Genomic DNA, 18,998 nt, shown 5'->3' with positions numbered 1-18,998 from the left:
CTATGACTCCCTCAGTGCCGTATCTTTGGTTTTTAAAATCGGCTTCATTAAATAATCCAGCACGGTCTGCTTACCAACAATCACATCCACACTTGCCACCATCCCGGCCATTAAAGGCAAAGGCGCTGACTCTTGCCCTAAATAATTTTTATGGGTACGTATCCGCGCAACATAATAACTGTTGCCCTGATCATCGGTTACCGTATCCGCCGACACCCGTTCTACATAACCATCCAGCGCGCCATAGATGGAAAAGTCATACGCCGTAAAGCGCACACGTGCTTTTAATCCCGAATAAATAAACCCAATATCTGAAGGCTGTATTTTGGTTTCTAACACCAAAAAATCATCAACAGGTACAATTTTCACAATATCGCTCCCCGGCTGCACTACTTCACCGAGAGAACTCACCAGTAATTCAGAAATGACCCCGCCCACAGGGGCTCTAATCGCTGTCCGCACTACCTTATCTTCTAGCGCCACCTGTACACTTTCCAACTGGGATATTTGCGCTAATGTGAAATTCAAATCCTCTTTAGCTTCATTGCTAAACTTCTGCTGAATCTCATCAAGCCGTGATGCACTCTCTTTGATTAAAGACTCATAACGTGGAATAGATTGGCGCACGGCATTAAGCTTGCCAAAGGTATCATTCGCCTCACGCTGTAAACGCAACATATCAATTTCAGGTGCAATACCTTGACGCACTAAAGGGCGCATCATTTCAATTTCTTGGTTTAACAAGTTGTGCGACCTAGCTAGCTGCTTCTCCTGCTCAAACGCATTATCTAACTCGGTACGATGTTGAATTTGTTGTTCACGTACAATCTCGAGCGACGATTGAAGTTGTCGCTGACGGTTTTGAAACAACGCTTGCTCACGTTCATACACCTGTTGTTCGAACACACTGTCAAAATTGACTGGCAAACTCAATCTGCGTGCGACCTCTGACTCCGCTTCCAACCGCAAACTTTTTGCACGCAAGGCTAACAACTCTAAGGTTTTTTCACCAAAGCTACTGGCAAACTGCGTGTTATCCAACTGCAACAACACATCACCCTGCGCCACCAAGTCGCCCTCTTGAAAAAACAGGCGCTCTACAATCCCGCCCTCATAGTTCTGCACGACCTGTATGCGGCTTGAAGGCACCACCTTTCCCTCACCGCGCACAATTTTATCCAGCTCAGCCATGTTAGCCCACACCAACAACCAGGCCACCACCAATAAAATAACCCAGACCATAATCCGCGATGCGCGCGTCGGCTTTTCCAACGCGGCTTGGCTTAAACTCGACATAAATTGCAGGTCTTGATTCGAAACGCGTTTAGACATCCGCGCCACCTTGTTTTGCTTGAGCGTTTTGTGCTTGTAACTTTTTCAGCACAACCTGCTTTTCACCATCCACTACCAAGCGCCCTTGCTCGATCACCAACACCCGGTCGACCAGCTGGAGAACCGTCATTTTATGCGTCACTAACAAAAGCGTGCTCGTACTTTGATGTTGCGCTAAACGCGAGAGCAAATCCTGCTCAGTTTTTGAATCCATCGCATTGGTCGGCTCATCTAATAACAAAAATGGCGCATCCAATAACAGCGCACGCGCAATCCCAATACTCTGCCGCTGACCGCCTGACAGGTTGGTGCCCCCCTCATTTAACTCAAACCCATAGCCTTTGGGGTGACGTTTCACAAACTCATCCACGCCCGCTACCTTCGCTGCACGTAAAATCACCTCATCCTCAACATAGGGCGCGCGATACGCTATGTTTTGCCGAATATCGCCACTAAACAACACCACATCCTGCGGTACGTAATTAATATGGCGGCGCAACTCCGCCGGGTCTAATTGATTAATATCAATACCATCAACCAAAATGCTACCCGAATCGACAGAGTAAAAGCCCATGACCAATTTTTCAATCGTTGACTTACCCGAACCAATCCGCCCAATAATGCCCACTTTTTCACCCGGATTGATCTTAAACGATACATTTTTCAAAACAGGCGTCGTTTCACCGGGGTAAGTAAAGGTCACATCCACAAACTCAATCCCGCCCTCGAACACCGGATGCTGAATAAAATGCTTATCCAGTGGACGCTCCACCTCACGCTGCATCAATTCATTCAGCACTCCTAAGGCCGTTTTGGTTTGCTCATACTGGGTTACCAAATTCGCTATTTGCCCCATCGGCGCAATCGCACGCTGGCTTAAAATCACCGCCGCAATCAACGCGCCCATGCTCAAATCACCCTCGGTAATCATATACACACCGGCTACCACGACCGCGACCATGCTCATCTGCTGCATAAAGCCCGTCATGCGTGAAATAGAACTTTGCAACATTTTGGCCTTCAAACTCGTGCGTGCAATCTCACCCACCGCTTGTTCCCAGCGCCATTGCGCAACCGACTCCACGCCCATCGCCTTAATCGTCGGCATCGCGGTTAAACTCTCAATCAACACCGCATTTTTCTGGTTTTGCGCCTCATAGGTGGCCTCAATGCTACGTTGAATCGGCCGCAACATCATCAAACTATACAAAGCAATAATTGCGATGATAATAATCGGAACCCAAACAATATCGCCGGCGATAAAATAAATCACCAATAAGAAAATAACCAAAAAAGGCAAATCGACAAGGGTTGATAGCGTACCAGAAGTAAAAAATTGGCGAATACTATCAAATTCTTTTAAATTATTCGCAAAGCCACCTACCGTACCGCCACGATTCGCCATCGTCAAACCCAAGGTTTGCTCGAATAAGCGCGACGACATAATCACATCACTCTTCTTGCCTGCCACCTCTAAAAAATAGGTGCGCAGATATTTTAAGAGCACATCAAACGCATAAATCACACTGACACCTAGCGCTAACACCCACAAGGATTCCAGCGCATTGTTAGGCACAATCCGATCATACACATTCATCACAAACAGAGGGTTGGCGAGCACAAAAAGATTAATCACCAAAGACGCAATCAACACATCACGATAAATGGCGCGGTTTTGCCAAAATGTTTGCCAAAACCAATGCCCATCGCGCCGAGCCACTAAGGCATCTTTTTTCGTGACCTGCTGGTGTTTTTTGGTCAAATAAATCGCATAACCGGCATAACTCTGCGCCAACTGATCCAACGCGACCGTCACACTTCCTTCTGGGGCATCACTAGCGATAATGGTCGCCGTTTTCGCTGTCTGATCAATCGCGGTTAACAAGCAGGCCTGGTTATCTTTTAGCGCTAAAATACAAGGCAAGACTAAGGAAGGAATACAAGAAAGATCACGCTTTTTAAACGCGGCATGAATACCAGCACGTTCCGCCGCCCGTAAAAATAAGTCAGGCGACAACCTACTCGATACAAACGGCAAACCGGCAACTAAAGCATCTTTTGAAAAAGGTTCTCGCTGATAAAGCTGCGTGTAAAGCACTAAACACGCCAGCAAACCATCCTCTAGCTCGATATGGCGACGCGACGTTTCGTTACATTGAGCATCACCTTCATGGTTCATAAGGGCGCCGGCGCTCCAAACAAATAACCTTGGAAATAGGTAATCCCCACCTGTTTAAAGGCCGCCAACTGATGCTCGGTTTCAACCGCGGTTGCAATCACTGGCACATCTAGAATACGTGCTAAATCACATAAGCTAGCAACATATGAAGCCGTTTGTTCATCCGATTCAATACAACGACTAAAGGCCCCGTCTAACTTGATATAATCTGGGCGTAAATCCTGCAAATATTGCATATTGGTGAAGCGACTACCAAAGTTATCAATACCTACCTGATAGCCCAACTGATGAATCTGCCATATCACTGACTTAGAGAAAGCCACATCTTCTGTCACCCAGACTTCAGGAAACTCAAAAGCAAAATGCGCACCGCGTATCTCGTTCAATTTAGCGATTAAGGTCGCCAACGCATCAGTATCTCGCAACAACCGCGGACTCAGATTGATCGCCAACAAAGGCTTCGTTGCACTTTGAGACTGATAAGCCAATGCCAAATCAACCACCAACAAATCCAACTCCAACAGACGATTAAAACGCTCAATGGCAGGCATAAAATAAGCCGCCGAGCGTATTGTGCCATCACGATCAACCATCCGAATCAACAACTCCGTGTCATGCACCGCGTCCTGACCATTCACCGAAACCTGTTGATACAGCTTAAGCGCATTATGCTCAAAAGCATATTCAATCAAACGGCGTGATGACGCATCCTTCAATACATCGGCCTCCGTTGTCCCCAACACCAGTACCTGTTGATCACTTAATGATGCCAGCTGCCCCAAGCCAAACTCGAGCCGCGCCATTAAAGCCCCACGCTTGTCGCCCGTTCCATAATCTAACAAGACCACTGACAAGGCCACATCCTCATGCATAACCCCCGCTTTGCTCATCAACGCAGGCAACTGCGAAACCAATGTTTGCGCCTTATCCTTAAAATGACAAGGCGCCTGGCCTGGCAATACAGCGATTAACTCCAAACCGTTTAAGCGCGCATAAATGCCCTCCTCAACATTCAAAAGCTCAACCATTTTGGTCGCCAAAACCTGCATAAACGCATTGCCCAACTGATAACCAAACTGATCGTTTAGAGCCTTCATTCCCTCCACACGCACCAACACCATGCAACCTTGATCCGCCTGCTCAGAACTCATCAACTGCGCTTCAAACATCATGTCAAAATGCTGACGATTACTCAGGCCCGTGACCGAATCCTGATAAGCCATACGCTGCAATTTCTCCGCCATTTTCGCGTCGCGGTCAAACACATCCTTCAGCTTTTCAACCATTTTATTCATCGCCAACACCACCTGCCTAAACTCCAAAGTGGCAGGTAAATCATCTTGATACACATATTGTTTTTTTACAATCGCATCTGCTTGAAGCTCGATCTGTTTTAATGGTTTCAATAAAGCCTTAATCATCACAAACGCAACCAACAACGCTAATAAAGCCGCCAAACCAAACCACATCAACAAATTTTTAAAAACCTGCCACAGCTCCGTATAACCATAGGCCGCATTCGCCTGAACCGTCAAATGACCAATCGGCATCCAACCGCTTTGCACCAGCGCGCGTGCTTGCGGCGACTCAATCGTCAGCGCGGATACAAAAGCCGCCGGAACCCCTGCCGGAGGGCGCACATTTTCACGCTGGTACACCAGCTCACCCTCCATATCATGCAGCGCAATCAAACGATAATGTCCGCGATCAAACACCGCATTCACCATCGCCTCAATACTCGCAGGATTCTCCAAATCCGCCACAGAACTTAAAGAAAGCCCCAAAGACGTCGCCGTATCCTCAGCATGAGAGGTTAACTGGTTTTGCAAAAAACCCTTTGTATTCGATAAGTTCAACGAAAACGTGCCCAAAAACAATACCAACACCAATACGGTAATAAAAAGCAGTATTTGTCGATTAAACGTCATTGTGATGTCCTATAGTTATCCTGACAGGCCACGCTGTCATCATTAATTTATCACGCCATTACGCATACGATTTAGCATCTGATTCCAAGAATCTAACGCCGCGGCTTGCATCCGCTCACCCTCACGCGCGCCCTGCGCATTAAAACTATAAATCGGCTGTAAGTCGGCCCGCTCGCTGGCAGGAAGAATGCGATCCGTTAAACTATCCAAAATAAGCGGCTCTGAACGTGCCGAACGAAAATACGTCAAAACCACATGCGGACGCCGTAAACGCGATGAAGTAACATAAGTAAAATACAACTTACTTTCTGCCACCCCCAGAGCCACCAAAGTAAAGTATTTAGCGGTCACAAAATCAACCGCCGACCCCGCATCCTTCACCAAAAACTCCGCCGGCGTAGCCCAATAATTATCCAATCCCCAGACCGTTTTACTATCCGACAAGGTGACCTGTGCAAAAAAGTCATTCACCAAGGTTAACTTTAAACGCTCAGGGCGCGATAAATTTTCATCGACCAACACCTGCCAAGCACGCAAGCGGCGCACCGCCAGTTCGCCATACTTATCACGCGCGCGCGCGAGTTCACGTTCGCCAAACATCGAAGGCGCTTTATTGGCAAAAGACAACGCCGAGCCTAACAACCCAAACGCACCTAAAACCAAAAAGCCGCGGCGTTGCATACGATCAAACCTACCGTTGCGTTGTAAAACGCAACGGTCCTTTCATTTCGTCAGGAATCACCAACCGAACCCCCTCTGGCATCACAGCATCCGTCGATAAAACCTGAAACTCAATGCGGCGATTCTGCTGGCGCCCTTCAAGTGTGTCATTAGACGCAATAGGGTTAACTTCCCCCATGCCTAAAATATAAATCTGCCCAGCCGGAATATTAAAGGTATTGGTTAAATAATCTTTGGTACTCTGCGCACGATTCCAAGACAACTGCAGATTACCCTCCGCCGAGCCATGACTATCGGTAAACCCAGTTACCAATAAAACATCGCTTTCTGTTAAGCGTTGCAACTGTGCCGCATCGCGCTCTAAAACAGGGCGCTGGTCAGCGCGAATTAAATACGAACCCGTATCAAAGACAATATGTGAAATAACAAACGTTCTTAACGGCACAACAGGTTCGGGTTCGACCACAACCGGAGGCACACACCCCTCCTCATTAACGACCCTACCCAACGGCGTGCCTGGACACTGGTCATAAAAGTCCAACACCCCATCCCCATCCGTATCCGCCTGACAACCTAAAAAATTCACCTTACGGCCGGCTGGTGTATCTGGACAAGCATCATTGCGATCATACACCCCATCGCCATCCGAATCGAGCTCACAACCATACTGATTCACCGCAACACCTTGCATCGAAGCCTGGCACTGATCGAATCGGGTGGCTACCCCATCTTGATCCTTATCATGATAATAATCGCGCGACGCAGCAAGTGAATCAAAAGGCTGCGCCAAAGACGACATCGCCCGATTAACCTCCGCACTCGCACCCTGCATACCCAACACAAAAGGGGCGGCACACAAAACAGACCACAGTGAAACGCGTAACCTACTCATCGCCATTTTCCACTACCTCCCGTCCAAACCGATGCGCATTAAAACGGGCAATATAGTTATACAAGTCCGCTAGAATCAAATCCACCAAGGCACGACCCAATGCATCATAAGCCACATCCAATCCCTGCGCATTGGTTTCACCCTCAGCCAGTTCAAACACCAACTCCTCGCCAAAATGCGCCAAACGCCCCGTATCTCGGTGGTTGATTTCAATATCATTCACCAACACAATTTCGCCCCCCTCGACATACTGCTCAATATAATAACGCACCATCAACGAAGGACGACGCGCTGAAATATTCAACCCCGCATTGACCAGGCCTGCTCGCAAACCCGATTCAAACGCCGCGGTTTCCGCCGTTAACGCATCCAAACTCACACTCATGCGGCTAAACAACGCGCTCAATTGCAAATCCATTAGCTCTGCCATACGTGCATTCGGCAGGGCTGGTAACGCACCAAATCTATCCAACCAAATTTGCGCAAACACCCGGCGTGCCTCCAAGCTGGGTAAAACCGGCGACAAGGACCTCAACTGCTCAAACTCCGAACCGCGGTACGTCGCATGCTTATAATCTGGCAACTGCGCATCCAACATGCGTAACTGCGATAACAGCAAGGCTTTTTGCGTCGACGCGCCCAAATCAAACAGCGCATAATAAACCGCCGCCGACTGATCAAACCATGTCTGCACATGCATTAGATCGATAGTCGCTGTCGCACGTGTCTGCTGACGAAACACCTCGCGCACTTGCGCTTCAAGCAACACCACATCACCCACAACCGCAGACGGCGTACTGAACTGCGCCCTAACCTGATCATTCAACGGCGCCAACAGATGCTGCATCGCCAGATCCGCCGCCCAGACGCCGGCCTGATCCTGTGCACCATCCTCTTCGCCCACATCGCTAATCTTTGCAACCCAATGGCCGTCTGGCACATCAAGCACCCAATAGGGCAGGCTTGTTTCCGCAACGGCTTCATCGGCCTTCGTATACTCAGCAAGCTGCGCACAGCCAGACAACAACAGCCAACCCCAGACTAAAAAATTAAAACCAACCCATCTCTTCAAGATTTTCATATGCCTTCTCTGTACCTCTACTTTATAAACCACCGTTATTCATCCGGATGGTCTTGGGTATGGATAAACCCATACGCAATATCGAGACTCGGCAACAAATGCCCCATCGCCGCAAGAATACGATACTGCGCCTTCAGCAACTCCGCCTCGCTGCTAATTAAATTACGCGTCGCCCCATAATATTCATTCTCAGTGTTCAATAAATCCAACAAACTGCGCCGCCCCAGCGTAAATTGTTGCCGATAGCCCGTTAAAGTGTCATACGTCAGTTTAATGTGCTGCTCAATAAAATTCAATTGGCGACCAACATACACCTGCGCATTCCACGCATAACGTAAATTTTCGACCACTTGACGACGTGTATTATCCCGAATCTCAGACGCTTCTTGATAGGCCGATACCGTTCGGCGCTTTTCAGCCGAATCCCGTCCACCACGATACAGGTTATAACGCATCCGCAACATCACCTGGAGGTTTTCATTTTTACCCTCCACACCGCCTAGGTTACGATCAAACGTCCGCTCCACTTCTAAATCAAATCTTGGATAATTAAAACGATCTGCGGCTTTATACTGCGCACGGGTTTCAGCGATATCGCCGCTAGCTGAACGTAAGGTAGGATGGTCTTGCATCGCCATCTGCGTGGCGGTCTCTAAATCACTCGGTAATGACGCACGAAATACAGGGCGCACCAAAATATTATCAGGGTCACGCCCCAAAACACGGCGAAAACGTGCCTTCGCATCAAAATAATTATTTTGCACCGCCGCATAATTCGATTCAGCCAGCGCTAAACGCGCTCTGGCTTGATCCACCTCAACCAAATTGCCTATGCCCGCATCATTACGCTGAATAATTTGCGCCAAAATACGCTGATGCGTATCCTTATTATCCTGCGCCAGCTTCAACAACTCCTGCTCGGTAATCAAATCAATATACGCCTCGGCCATCAACAACGCCGTATCATTCGCGCGCGCCATCACCGTATAAGACTGCGCATCAACGCGATACTGCAAACGCTGCACCTCATACTGCGTACCAAAGCCCTCAAACAGGTTTTGTGTTAATCGAATAGACGTCTCACGACGAATCAACCCATCGCCGACATTATCAATCGCCGCATTATTGACCTCTTCATAACCCACACCCCCCAACAAATCAATCGTGGGATAAAAATCACTTTTTGCGCCACGCACCTCGGCTTGAAGGCCATGATAACGCTTTACTTCAGCACGAAACTCCGGATTATGCACAATCGCCTCCGAAACCGTTTCCTCAAGCGTCATCGAATAAGCCGGCGCAACAAAACTCCCGATTAAAACCCAACAAGCTAATTTTTTTCGCATGACCTAACCATCACCTTTGTTCATAACCTAAGCAAATTCTAAACGACAAATAGAAGCATTTTGTGAGCATTTAAAAGAAACGATGTGAAAGAGAGATGACACAAGACTTCTTCATACAAAAAACAACAAATTGACCAACACCTCTGACCAATCCCAATCAACCACTAAAAAACCGTTTAATACACAATTACCTCAGTATTCTACATGAAAATTTAAATCATGACCAGTTTCTAAATACCGACAAAAACTGACATTAATCAAACTAATGACCACATAAAAAAAGGCGCGACAACCAGGCCTGGTTGCCGCGCCCTTCTGTTGATAAACAACAGCGATAAATAATTAATTAGCTAAATAATTAATTCAACTAAAAATCCGTTGTCTCCTCCGCCTCCAGATCTTGCACAGGCTTCGCATCAATATACACATCGCCATCATTCGGTTTTAGCTCACCAAGCGGGATATCCTGTTCATCGTCAGCAAAAATTGGCGCCGACTCATCCAACACAAACACCTCTTCCAAAGCCGGTAAACTATCAGCGCTAGCCAAATCGTCACCACCAACATCCGCCACTTCAGCAAACGCCGCCGCATCAATGAGTAACGCATCCTCATCCAGCACAACCAGGCCTGGTTGCTCAGCCATCAATGCCAAGGTTTCGGCTAAAGAATCCTCATCAACCGCAAAATCCGACAAATCAAAGTCGTCAGCATTAATGTTGTCATCAAAAATAATCAACATATCGCGCACGTGTTCCATCGCCTCTTCAACGCTAACCGGCGCGTAACCCGCTTCAATCAAGGTTGCGACAACCTCCTCCATCGACGCACTCACCAAATTCAACGACACCGCCGACAAGGTGTCACGCGTGGCCTGCGAAATTTGAATACCGTCTTCGGTGGTGCCAACGCTATCCAACGACTGCAAGAACACCGCCATCTTCTGCACATAGTCATTGCTAAGGTTGGTACGCTCTACCCCCGCTAGGTCTTGCAGGAAGAGAAGACCCTCAGCCAAAGCCTCAGGCGAAGCCGTACCCAAGATAACGCCACCCACACTAAAGGTCACGCTATCACCCGCACGGAAATTAAAGCTACCTTCCGCATCGGTATAACCCGTTAAACCAGAACTGGTTTCGTAATACATCCCCTCGATAATACCGTCGATGACGATACCTGATTGATCCTCTAAAGGTGCTGACTGGTTAATATCTTCTGCAACATACAAAGTAACAGTGCCTAAATCATTAACATAGGCTTTATAACCCGAAACACCCGTACCCAGAGTCCATTCACTGTTATCACTCAAGGTCAAACTATCGCCACTGTCACCATTAATATACAAAACATTACTTGAGTTAGTGATGTCAATAACATTTTGTACGCTAAGTGCGCTGATCGCATTGTCACCATTACCTGTCATGCTAATCGTTTCTACATTACTCAGGTTAGTTGCCAAGTTATCTCCCGTTACACTCTCACCATAACGTAACCGAACGCTGTCGTTTCCGCCCAAGGCATCTATGGGTTGACCCGAATAGAGCAATGTGTCGTCACCTGATGTCGGCGAAACAGCTGAAACCTCGACTTGCGCCGTGGTTGAAGATACTGTTGATTCATCATTAGACTGACCTGCAAAACTATTATCATCAATGGTTTTTGCTGTCACAGTAATGCTGCTGCTCGTTATCGCTTGCGCCGCTTGTACAAACGAAATATCATTAATTTGTGCAGGTGTAATACCCGCTAAGGTATAGGTATCAGTACCGACATCGTAGGTCCAGTTCATCAAATCTGCCCCACCATTGGTATAAAAGGCAGCAAACTCGCCCAAACCGCTTAAGGTCAAGGTTACTGTTTCAGAACCATCCAGGTCACCCATATTAGCATTTAAGTTGAGTGCTATCTTATCGCCTTCGACACCAAAACTAAGTGTTGGAGTCAATGCAATACCGTCAGCTACGCCTAAAACAGTGACATCAAAGCTCACTGAATCGATTTGTGGGTCTAAGCTTGGCTCACCACTAATGACACTTAGCGTTAAATCAGATAAGCTCCCGCTCCAGTCTATTGGGGGCATCAATCCAATAAAACCAGGCAACTCTCCAGCCGTGGTCGGAATCAGCCAATCATTCGTCGATCCATCACCACCTGCATTAGTCGCCATGCTAACGTCGCCTGAATTTGGCCCGAAGTAAACCAAGAAACCATTGCGCACATCCTGCAAAATAACTGTTTGAACAGACTCTGAAGCATCGGCTAATCCACTACCGGTTATACTTAACGCAACAAGCTTATCTTCAAGTCCATCGACATCGGATGCAGCAAGATCAAACCCACTATTTACCGGTGCTACTTCAATGGTTGCACTCGTTGAGGATGTCTTGATTTCAGTTGAGTTCGTTTCCTGTACCCTTGCAAACACAGTGATCGAAACATCACCCTTAGCAAACTCACCTGCTTTATAAGTTAATTCTGGCGTGTAAGCCATGTTCTGACCTTCAAGCACATAATAATCGCCATCAGTAATACCTGCCACACCCGTAACAGATTCCAAAACCAAAACAAAACCATCGTAAGACAAAGTGCCTTCTAAACTACCCGGTCCAGTTAACAGTGTTTCATCCAATTGGATATACAAGCGTCCATCAACCAAATTACTGAATTCACCATCTGCTGAATTGGACAGACTGATATTAAATTCGGAAGTAGCACCTTCCTCAGTGGCTGGCGGATTGATCGCAATGCTTGCCGGATCAGTAACTGGATTAATCGATTGCGCTACATTTATTGATCTTACATTTTGTTGACCATTAGGCGCATAGGTTGTCAAAGTGACATCAAAACTTAACCCGCCAGGTTGGTTATTATCATTCCAATCTTGTGGCGGTGTGATTTGAATGCTATCAAGCAAGCTTTCTAATCCAGCTTGATCTGTCCCTGACGCAGTCCAAACTGTCTCACCAGCTACTTGTGTTTCTGTCATCCCTGTCACCCCAGTACCCGCAGGTAAACTGGTCAGCGTAATCGTAAAGGTATCCGTTGTATCGGGCTCTGTAAAACCCACATCAGCTGAAACAATATCGCCAAGCTTAAAGGACGCATCTTCGTCTGCATTACTAAATGTTTCTTGTTGCCATGTATTAATAGGTGGTGGAGTAAGTGTATCAGCACCTGTTGCATTAAAGGCACTTGGATCAACAGGTGTTACCAAAGTCCAACTCGTCCTTTCTGTTACCACTGCCTGTCCGCCAGGCCCAGTGTCTTGGGTAAAGGCGGTTATTGTGATGTTTTGATTCAAATTAGCTAACTCATCAGCCGAGCCTTCAAGATTAAAACTAATCGACGTTGTTATCGGACCGTCGAAACTTTGATTCATATCAAGCAGCCACTGCCCCGTGTCTAAGTTTCCAGACGTCTGTCCAATAAAATCAGCACCTGTCACAGTCACACCTTTAGGCACGCCATCAATTCTAAAGAACAATAATTGTTCACTGCCATCATAATCACGCTCATTATCGGCATTGCTATCAACAGCCTTAGCTGTTTCAACATTCACCGTAATGGACACATTACCCGTTGCGGTTACTTGCGTATTATCAACCATCGTAAAATCTGAATTACTTGAATCAATACTCGCCACCGCGATCTCAACCGTATCAGTTACCGCGTTTACCACGAGACTATAATTCGTATCCGGTGATTGCGTAGTAACCGGGCCAAGACTTCCACCTGTCGTACCATCTGAAACCGGATCCGTCACTTCATAGCGGACCTTAAAGCTAAAGTTTCCGCTTAAGTTAGGCGCTGCTTGGGCGTAAATATCATCAAAGGCCGTTCCGCTCAGCTTATACCAACCGCCATCCAGCTGAACCTCTGTATTACCGACATCATTCGCTGCTTGAAGTAAAGTGGTGGTCGTAGCATTGCCAAAATAGAATTGAATGGCCATTGCATCAATGTCAGCTTGGTTTAACCAAACCGAATTCAAGGTTTCATCTGTATCACCATTTTGATGCTGGATATCAAAATCAACCTTACCTAAGCTGTCTTCCGTTAAGCTGCTCGATTGGGTAATTGTGGCCTCCGGCGAAGGGGTCACTCTAAACAAAATTGGGGTATCTGGCCCTGTTAAAGAATCCCCATCATCCTCGGTAGTAATCGCATTGGCATTAAACTTAACAGTGCCACTAAAGTTTTGCGGAACGCTAATTTTTACATTAGCCAGATTAGTCGCTTCAACTAACCAAGTTCTACCTGCTCCTGTGCCACCAAAATAAGAAGCGCCCACGACACTAAACGCCGGATCCAAGCCTGAAATTTTCAAAGTAATCGTTTCAGAACCATCGCTGTCCGGCGATTCAACCTGCGTAATAACACTACTAAGCGCCACTTCACCGTTTGCGTTATCAATATCTACTTCGGCAAATTCTGCAGCCGAATGCGTAATGCTGGCTTCATCAGCTACACCACGCACGCGAACACTTAAAGGCAAGCTAGTTGAACGAGTACTTGTTTCACCATTAAACTCATCAACAGACTCGGCAGTTACATTTAATGTAAAGTTTACATTACTGTGTTCAGGCGGCTGAATCCACAAAGGTGTAGAAGAATCAAAGTTTTCAATAACAAAATTACCTGAACCATCAGCATCTACGTTGACACCATTGTAATTTAGTATAGAACCAGTTGGCACATCGGTAATGATTATCCTAAAAATCTCAGATGCATCAGGACTAGTCGGCTTAATATCCAAAGGAATTTGACTATCTTCATCACCCCTAGCATTTTTAACCGCTAAAGTCACAAGGTTAGCGACCGGATGAATAAAGATATTGCTCAGGGTCGCTTCGCCGCTGGTGGCTTCAACGACATAAGAGGAATCATTAGGATCGGTATCCACTGTTTTAGCTTCTACCTTTATATCATAAACCGCCGCTTGAAAAGGTGCCGCTTTAAACTGCACGGTATTAAGGTATGCCATCGGCACCTCAATGGGAACGCTGCCGTTAAAGGTTTCTGTGACCCAAGTAGTGCCACCATCAGTGGAATAGCGGATAGACGAACCAATCTCGTTGCCCTGTGACGCACCCTCCTCCGCTAAAACAGGCGTCAGCAAGGCGTAGGTCTTTTCCGACCCGTCATCATCCTGGTTTTTCCAGCCGTCCTTCAAATCAAAATCGCCTTGGTTAAGCGCAAACCACTCGTCTTCAAAACCATTTGTGGTATAGGCATGATCGGGGTTGATCGTCAGGTCATCAGTACCGTCGCCGTCCGAATCGCCACCCACAACCTCAGCCACCGGACGCACTTGAATTTCGACAGGCAATGTAAATGTGTCGGTTTTTGTAACGACTACCCCATTAACAGTCTGTTCATCCTCTACCGTAACAGCCAGATCCAAGCTCGTATTGTTACTATCATGCGCCGGCGGCTTGATAGTATAGTTTTTGTAGTCACCGCTGTTCACGTCATCCGAGTCGACGGTGAAATCGGCTGAGCCATTTCCAGTATGAACAACAACGCCATTATGATCCTGGATCACCCAGCCATCAGGCACGGCCTTGATCTCGATACCCGTAATGGTTTCCGTGCCTTGCACGTCGGCAGGTCCAAGGTCTTCCATGAACTTGACCGCCGTATCCTCATCGGTCGTCACCGTAGCCGTAACAGTCGGCTCATCGACCACGGGTTCAACAAAAAGATTAAGCGTGACAGTTGACTCTTCGACGCCAGGGTTATCGCCAAAGTAGTCAAGATTATCATCGTCGTCCGTATCTTTAGCACGCAGCGTAACAGTGATGCCCACAAGGTCACCGCTGAAGTCCTGTCCGCCGCGAATGGTGATCGAGGGGAAATCCGATGGGTCCGTCGACAAGCCCGGTGCCTGAATGGGGATACTTTCGCCACCTGGCACTTCAGTACCATTCACCAGAATCGGATCATTGTCAGTCGGGTTAGCAATGATAATCTCGCGATTTTCACTACCGTCCAGGTCTTCAAAATCCGCACTCAGGAGCACAGCCAGATCCAGCGTGGTGTCTTCATCGATTGTGCGGTTTATAACACCTTCAGGATTACCATCAATCGACAGCGTCACCTCATCGGTTACCGCAATAACTCGCACCTTGACATCGAGCGAGGTTGTCTCTCCGGGCACACCTGGTAGTGGATCGCCATTGCTATCCACCTCAAACGAGGTCACCGATGCACTTATATCAAAGTTATCGGCATCATGCTCGGGCGGCAGCACCGTCAGCGCCTCGAACTGCGCCACTGTCATAGTGATATCGCCAGTAACGCCATTGATATGCGTTGCACCGTCACTAATTACAATAGTGATCGGGTCTCCGGTGGAAGTGAATAGCAGTGCATCGCTATCGGTGCCATCCAATAGTTGTGCATCACTGGGAATATCCGATAAGGTAATTGGACCCAGCCGTTCGGGGAAATCCTCAACAGCGAGGCTCGCCTGGGTGTCATCTGTAACCACCGGTGCATTAAAGCCAATGACAATAGCAACATCTTCAGGGGTGGTGATCTCAGCCGCGGCGCTTGTGAAGGTGGGTGCGTCCGCAACCGGGTTGACAGTCACATTCACTTTCACCGTGACCGTGTCTCCGTTAGCGCCGGTCGTGGTGTACTGGAACGAGTCCGGGCCACTGTAGTTCGAATATGGCGTATAGGTGATGGTGCCATTGGGATTAACTACGGCATCGCCAAACCCTGCCACAACCGTAATAGTGGTATTGCCCTCATTGGCATCCGCAGTGGTGTTGAAGGTGATGTCATCATCCTCATCCAGGCCGATGCTCTGCGTGGTACCAATATCATCATCCACCACCTCCACCTGGAAGGTACCGATAGCTGTGTCGCCGTCAGCATCCGTCACCGTGAAGGCAAACTCCGGCACCAAATTGGCTCCGGGTGCCAAATGATCAAGAGGCCCTTGCAACACAAAGCTATAGCCTGCATTGGCAGCCGTGGGGTTGGTAATGGTCACTTCAAACACCGGGCTGCCATCCGCCGTGGCGGTCAACACATGGTCATTGGAGCTGATACTGAACACCACAGACTTATTATTGGAGGTAAAACCTGCCAGTCCGGGTTGCGCGGCATCGAATGTGGTATCAATGGCATCCGCTCCCAGATTCAAATCGAGTGAGCCTGTCTTAATCAACTTATCAGAATCTGGATTGCTGCCGGTTAAAAGATGCTCTTCGGAGACACTCTGGTTATTCGGGGTGCCCACCTCTGGCTCGGTATCCAGCACATCGATCAGCTGGGTTGCCGTGTTGCTGATATCGCCGTCACCATCAATCAGTCGATAGCTGAAGTTATCAGACACTTCATGGTCATTTGCCGGCTGCGTATGAGTAATCGCCAGATTACTGGTATACGACCAGCTTCCATCACTTTCAATAGTTAATGCACCATACTGTGTGGTAACAATAACAGTGCTACCATCCGGAACAGTCGCCGTCTGGGGATCACCATTAATATCCGTGTAATCAATCTCGTAAACCCGGGCACCATCTGCACCAACCCTATCCGGGGTGCCATCGGTCATCACATTGCCAGTGATGGTTTGACCACCCTCATCCACACTCACCAAAGCAACATCTTCGGCCACGGGAACATCATCGACAACCACGACCTCCAAGGTGCCCTGACGGGTGTCACCGAAGATATCCGTTACTGCAATAACGATATTGTCAGAAACGGTGTCCGGCCCCGGATCTTCATGATCTGTGGTATTTTCGGTCAAGGTGTATTCGTAGGTGACGACGCCTGTCGCCCCGACAAAACCGATAAGTTTAATCTCACCATAAGTTGTCGTAATGGCAGGAACCGCATTGCCAACAGGGTCGGTTCCCAGATCATCCAGGTCAGCTTTACTAACCGAAGTACCGGCAACAGTAATGAATTTAAGATCGTCCGTACTGGCGAGTGTAAAGGTGCCTGTTTTCTGGATGTCGTCGCTTTCCGGGGATGAGCCACCCGGAAGGCCGGACTCGAGTACGGTCATATCGCCAGGGGCGCCGCCGTTGACATCCTCAATTTCCAGCGCCGGAATATTACGGGTGTCCCGGGCGGGATCACCGAGCTCATCGACGGTATTGCCCCATCGATCCTCCGCATCCGCCTGGATTTTAAATATAGTATCCGAGATGGGGGAACTAGGCGTAAAGCTCCAGGTTCCATCCGGTGCAACCGTTGTTGTCGTTGGAAGAACCTGGGCACCGTCCACCGTAATGGTAATGGTAATGGTCGAAACGGGTTCTCCAGTACCTGTAACGACAGGGATTTCGCCGTTGACCACAATCAGCGGATCAATGCTGACTTCGGTCACAGTGTCCTTGAGAATGTTATCATCTACCCTAGCCGAGTTTCCACTGCTGTCCTGTGCCATCAGTGACACGTCGATATTGCCATCATTCAGACTTGACACATCCACCGTCGCAGTGAAGGTGCCATTGGGGAAAATAGCAATCGATGCCGGATCAACAGATAGGATTGTGGTACCGTCAGTCACTTCGAGACCAAGCAGCGTTCCACCGGGTGGTATACGGCCGGTAATTACCGTATTTGCCAGATCATCAATACCGGCGAGAACGTCATCGGGAGTTGTCGTAGAAGACGGGCTCGCATTGTCGGTAATATCCACACTGATCACGCTGACCGTAACCGTTGCGGTATCAGTACCCCCATTCTGATCCGACACTGTGTAGTCAAAGGTGACGGGGCCATCAAATCCGAGGGCAGGCTCAAAGTCCAGCGTACCATTACCAAGCAAAGTGACCTGACCGTTGCTAACGACCACAGGCGTACCGACAGTTACCGGGGAACCATTGATTTCAGAAACGACGAGGACATCGCTGGTGTCCGGATCAGTATCATTATCCAGCACATCAATATTGACTACAGTGTTCATGCCAGTGATGGCAATATCGTTCTGCGCCTCCGGATCGTCATTGACACCGGTTACGGTGATCTCAAGAACGGCGGTATCGGTGCCGCCTTCGCCGTCACTGACCGTGTAGGTGATGCTGGTGGTAGCACTTTCGTTTACAGCTAAAGAGTTAAATTGGTCATTAGGATCGAAGGTGTAGCTGCCATCGGCGTTGAGGGTAAATAGCCCCCCGTTGGTGCCAAAAATGGTTTGACCTACAAGGAAGGCGTTACCGTTAACGGCTGATACCGTCAGCGGGTCGCCATCCGGGCTGATGTCATTGAACAGCACGCCGTTCACCGCCGCCTCAGCATCGCTGTCGATCGCGGTATCTTGGTCGGTGGTGGCCGCATCATTGTTGGCGATGGGCGCTACGTTGGCGACCGTCCAGGTGAAGGTCTGCTCGGCCGTTTCGCCCTGCGGGTCGGTCGCGGTGACGGTGACGCTATAGACGCCATCGTTGTCTGGCCCCCCTTGGCTGGCGGAGCCATCCGGCGTGCCGCTGATGATGCCGGTTGTCGCGTCGATGCTCAGCCCCACCGGCAGACCGCTCGCACTGTAGGTCAGCGTGTCGTTGGTGTCCGGGTCATTGAAGTTGCTTGTGAC

General features: G+C 48.4%; 8 protein-coding genes. All 8 read right to left on the bottom strand.

The window, feature by feature from the left end:
• The gene (locus tag NA59_RS07635) at positions 1-1,332 is read right to left on the bottom strand and encodes an HlyD family type I secretion periplasmic adaptor subunit (RefSeq protein ID WP_044410516.1); all 1,332 of its coding nucleotides are present in this window, start codon (positions 1,330-1,332) and stop codon (positions 1-3) included.
• A complete protein-coding gene (locus NA59_RS07630) occupies positions 1,325-3,511 on the bottom strand; it encodes a type I secretion system permease/ATPase (RefSeq protein ID WP_044410513.1) in 2,187 nt (728 codons plus the stop codon). The genes NA59_RS07635 and NA59_RS07630 overlap by 8 nt, the downstream gene beginning before the upstream one ends.
• The gene (locus tag NA59_RS07625) at positions 3,508-5,439 is read right to left on the bottom strand and encodes an EAL domain-containing protein (RefSeq protein ID WP_044410510.1); all 1,932 of its coding nucleotides are present in this window, start codon (positions 5,437-5,439) and stop codon (positions 3,508-3,510) included. The genes NA59_RS07630 and NA59_RS07625 overlap by 4 nt, the downstream gene beginning before the upstream one ends.
• A gap of 42 nt (positions 5,440-5,481) precedes the next feature.
• On the bottom strand, positions 5,482-6,120 hold the full coding sequence (locus tag NA59_RS07620; protein ID WP_044410506.1) for a transglutaminase-like cysteine peptidase: 639 nt from the start codon (positions 6,118-6,120) through the stop codon (positions 5,482-5,484).
• Positions 6,121-6,130: 10 nt separating this feature from the next.
• The gene (locus tag NA59_RS07615) at positions 6,131-7,012 is read right to left on the bottom strand and encodes an OmpA family protein (protein WP_198401073.1); all 882 of its coding nucleotides are present in this window, start codon (positions 7,010-7,012) and stop codon (positions 6,131-6,133) included.
• Positions 7,005-8,093, bottom strand: coding sequence for a hypothetical protein (locus NA59_RS07610; RefSeq protein ID WP_044410503.1), 1,089 nt, complete (start codon positions 8,091-8,093; stop codon positions 7,005-7,007). Before NA59_RS07610 ends, NA59_RS07615 begins: the two co-directional genes overlap by 8 nt.
• A gap of 35 nt (positions 8,094-8,128) precedes the next feature.
• Positions 8,129-9,439: a TolC family outer membrane protein gene (locus tag NA59_RS07605; RefSeq protein WP_044410500.1), complete on the bottom strand. Its 1,311-nt coding sequence runs from the start codon at positions 9,437-9,439 to the stop codon at positions 8,129-8,131.
• 367 nt (positions 9,440-9,806) lie between these two features.
• The coding region (locus tag NA59_RS07600) for an Ig-like domain-containing protein (RefSeq protein WP_044410496.1) at positions 9,807-18,998 on the bottom strand (9,192 nt) is incomplete at its 5' end.

This window comes from Thiomicrospira microaerophila (assembly GCF_000934765.1).
GTDB lineage: Bacteria > Pseudomonadota > Gammaproteobacteria > Thiomicrospirales > Thiomicrospiraceae > Thiomicrospira > Thiomicrospira microaerophila.
The sequence above is the reverse complement of the archived record's forward strand: the minus strand, read 5'-3'. Positions and strand labels throughout refer to the sequence as shown.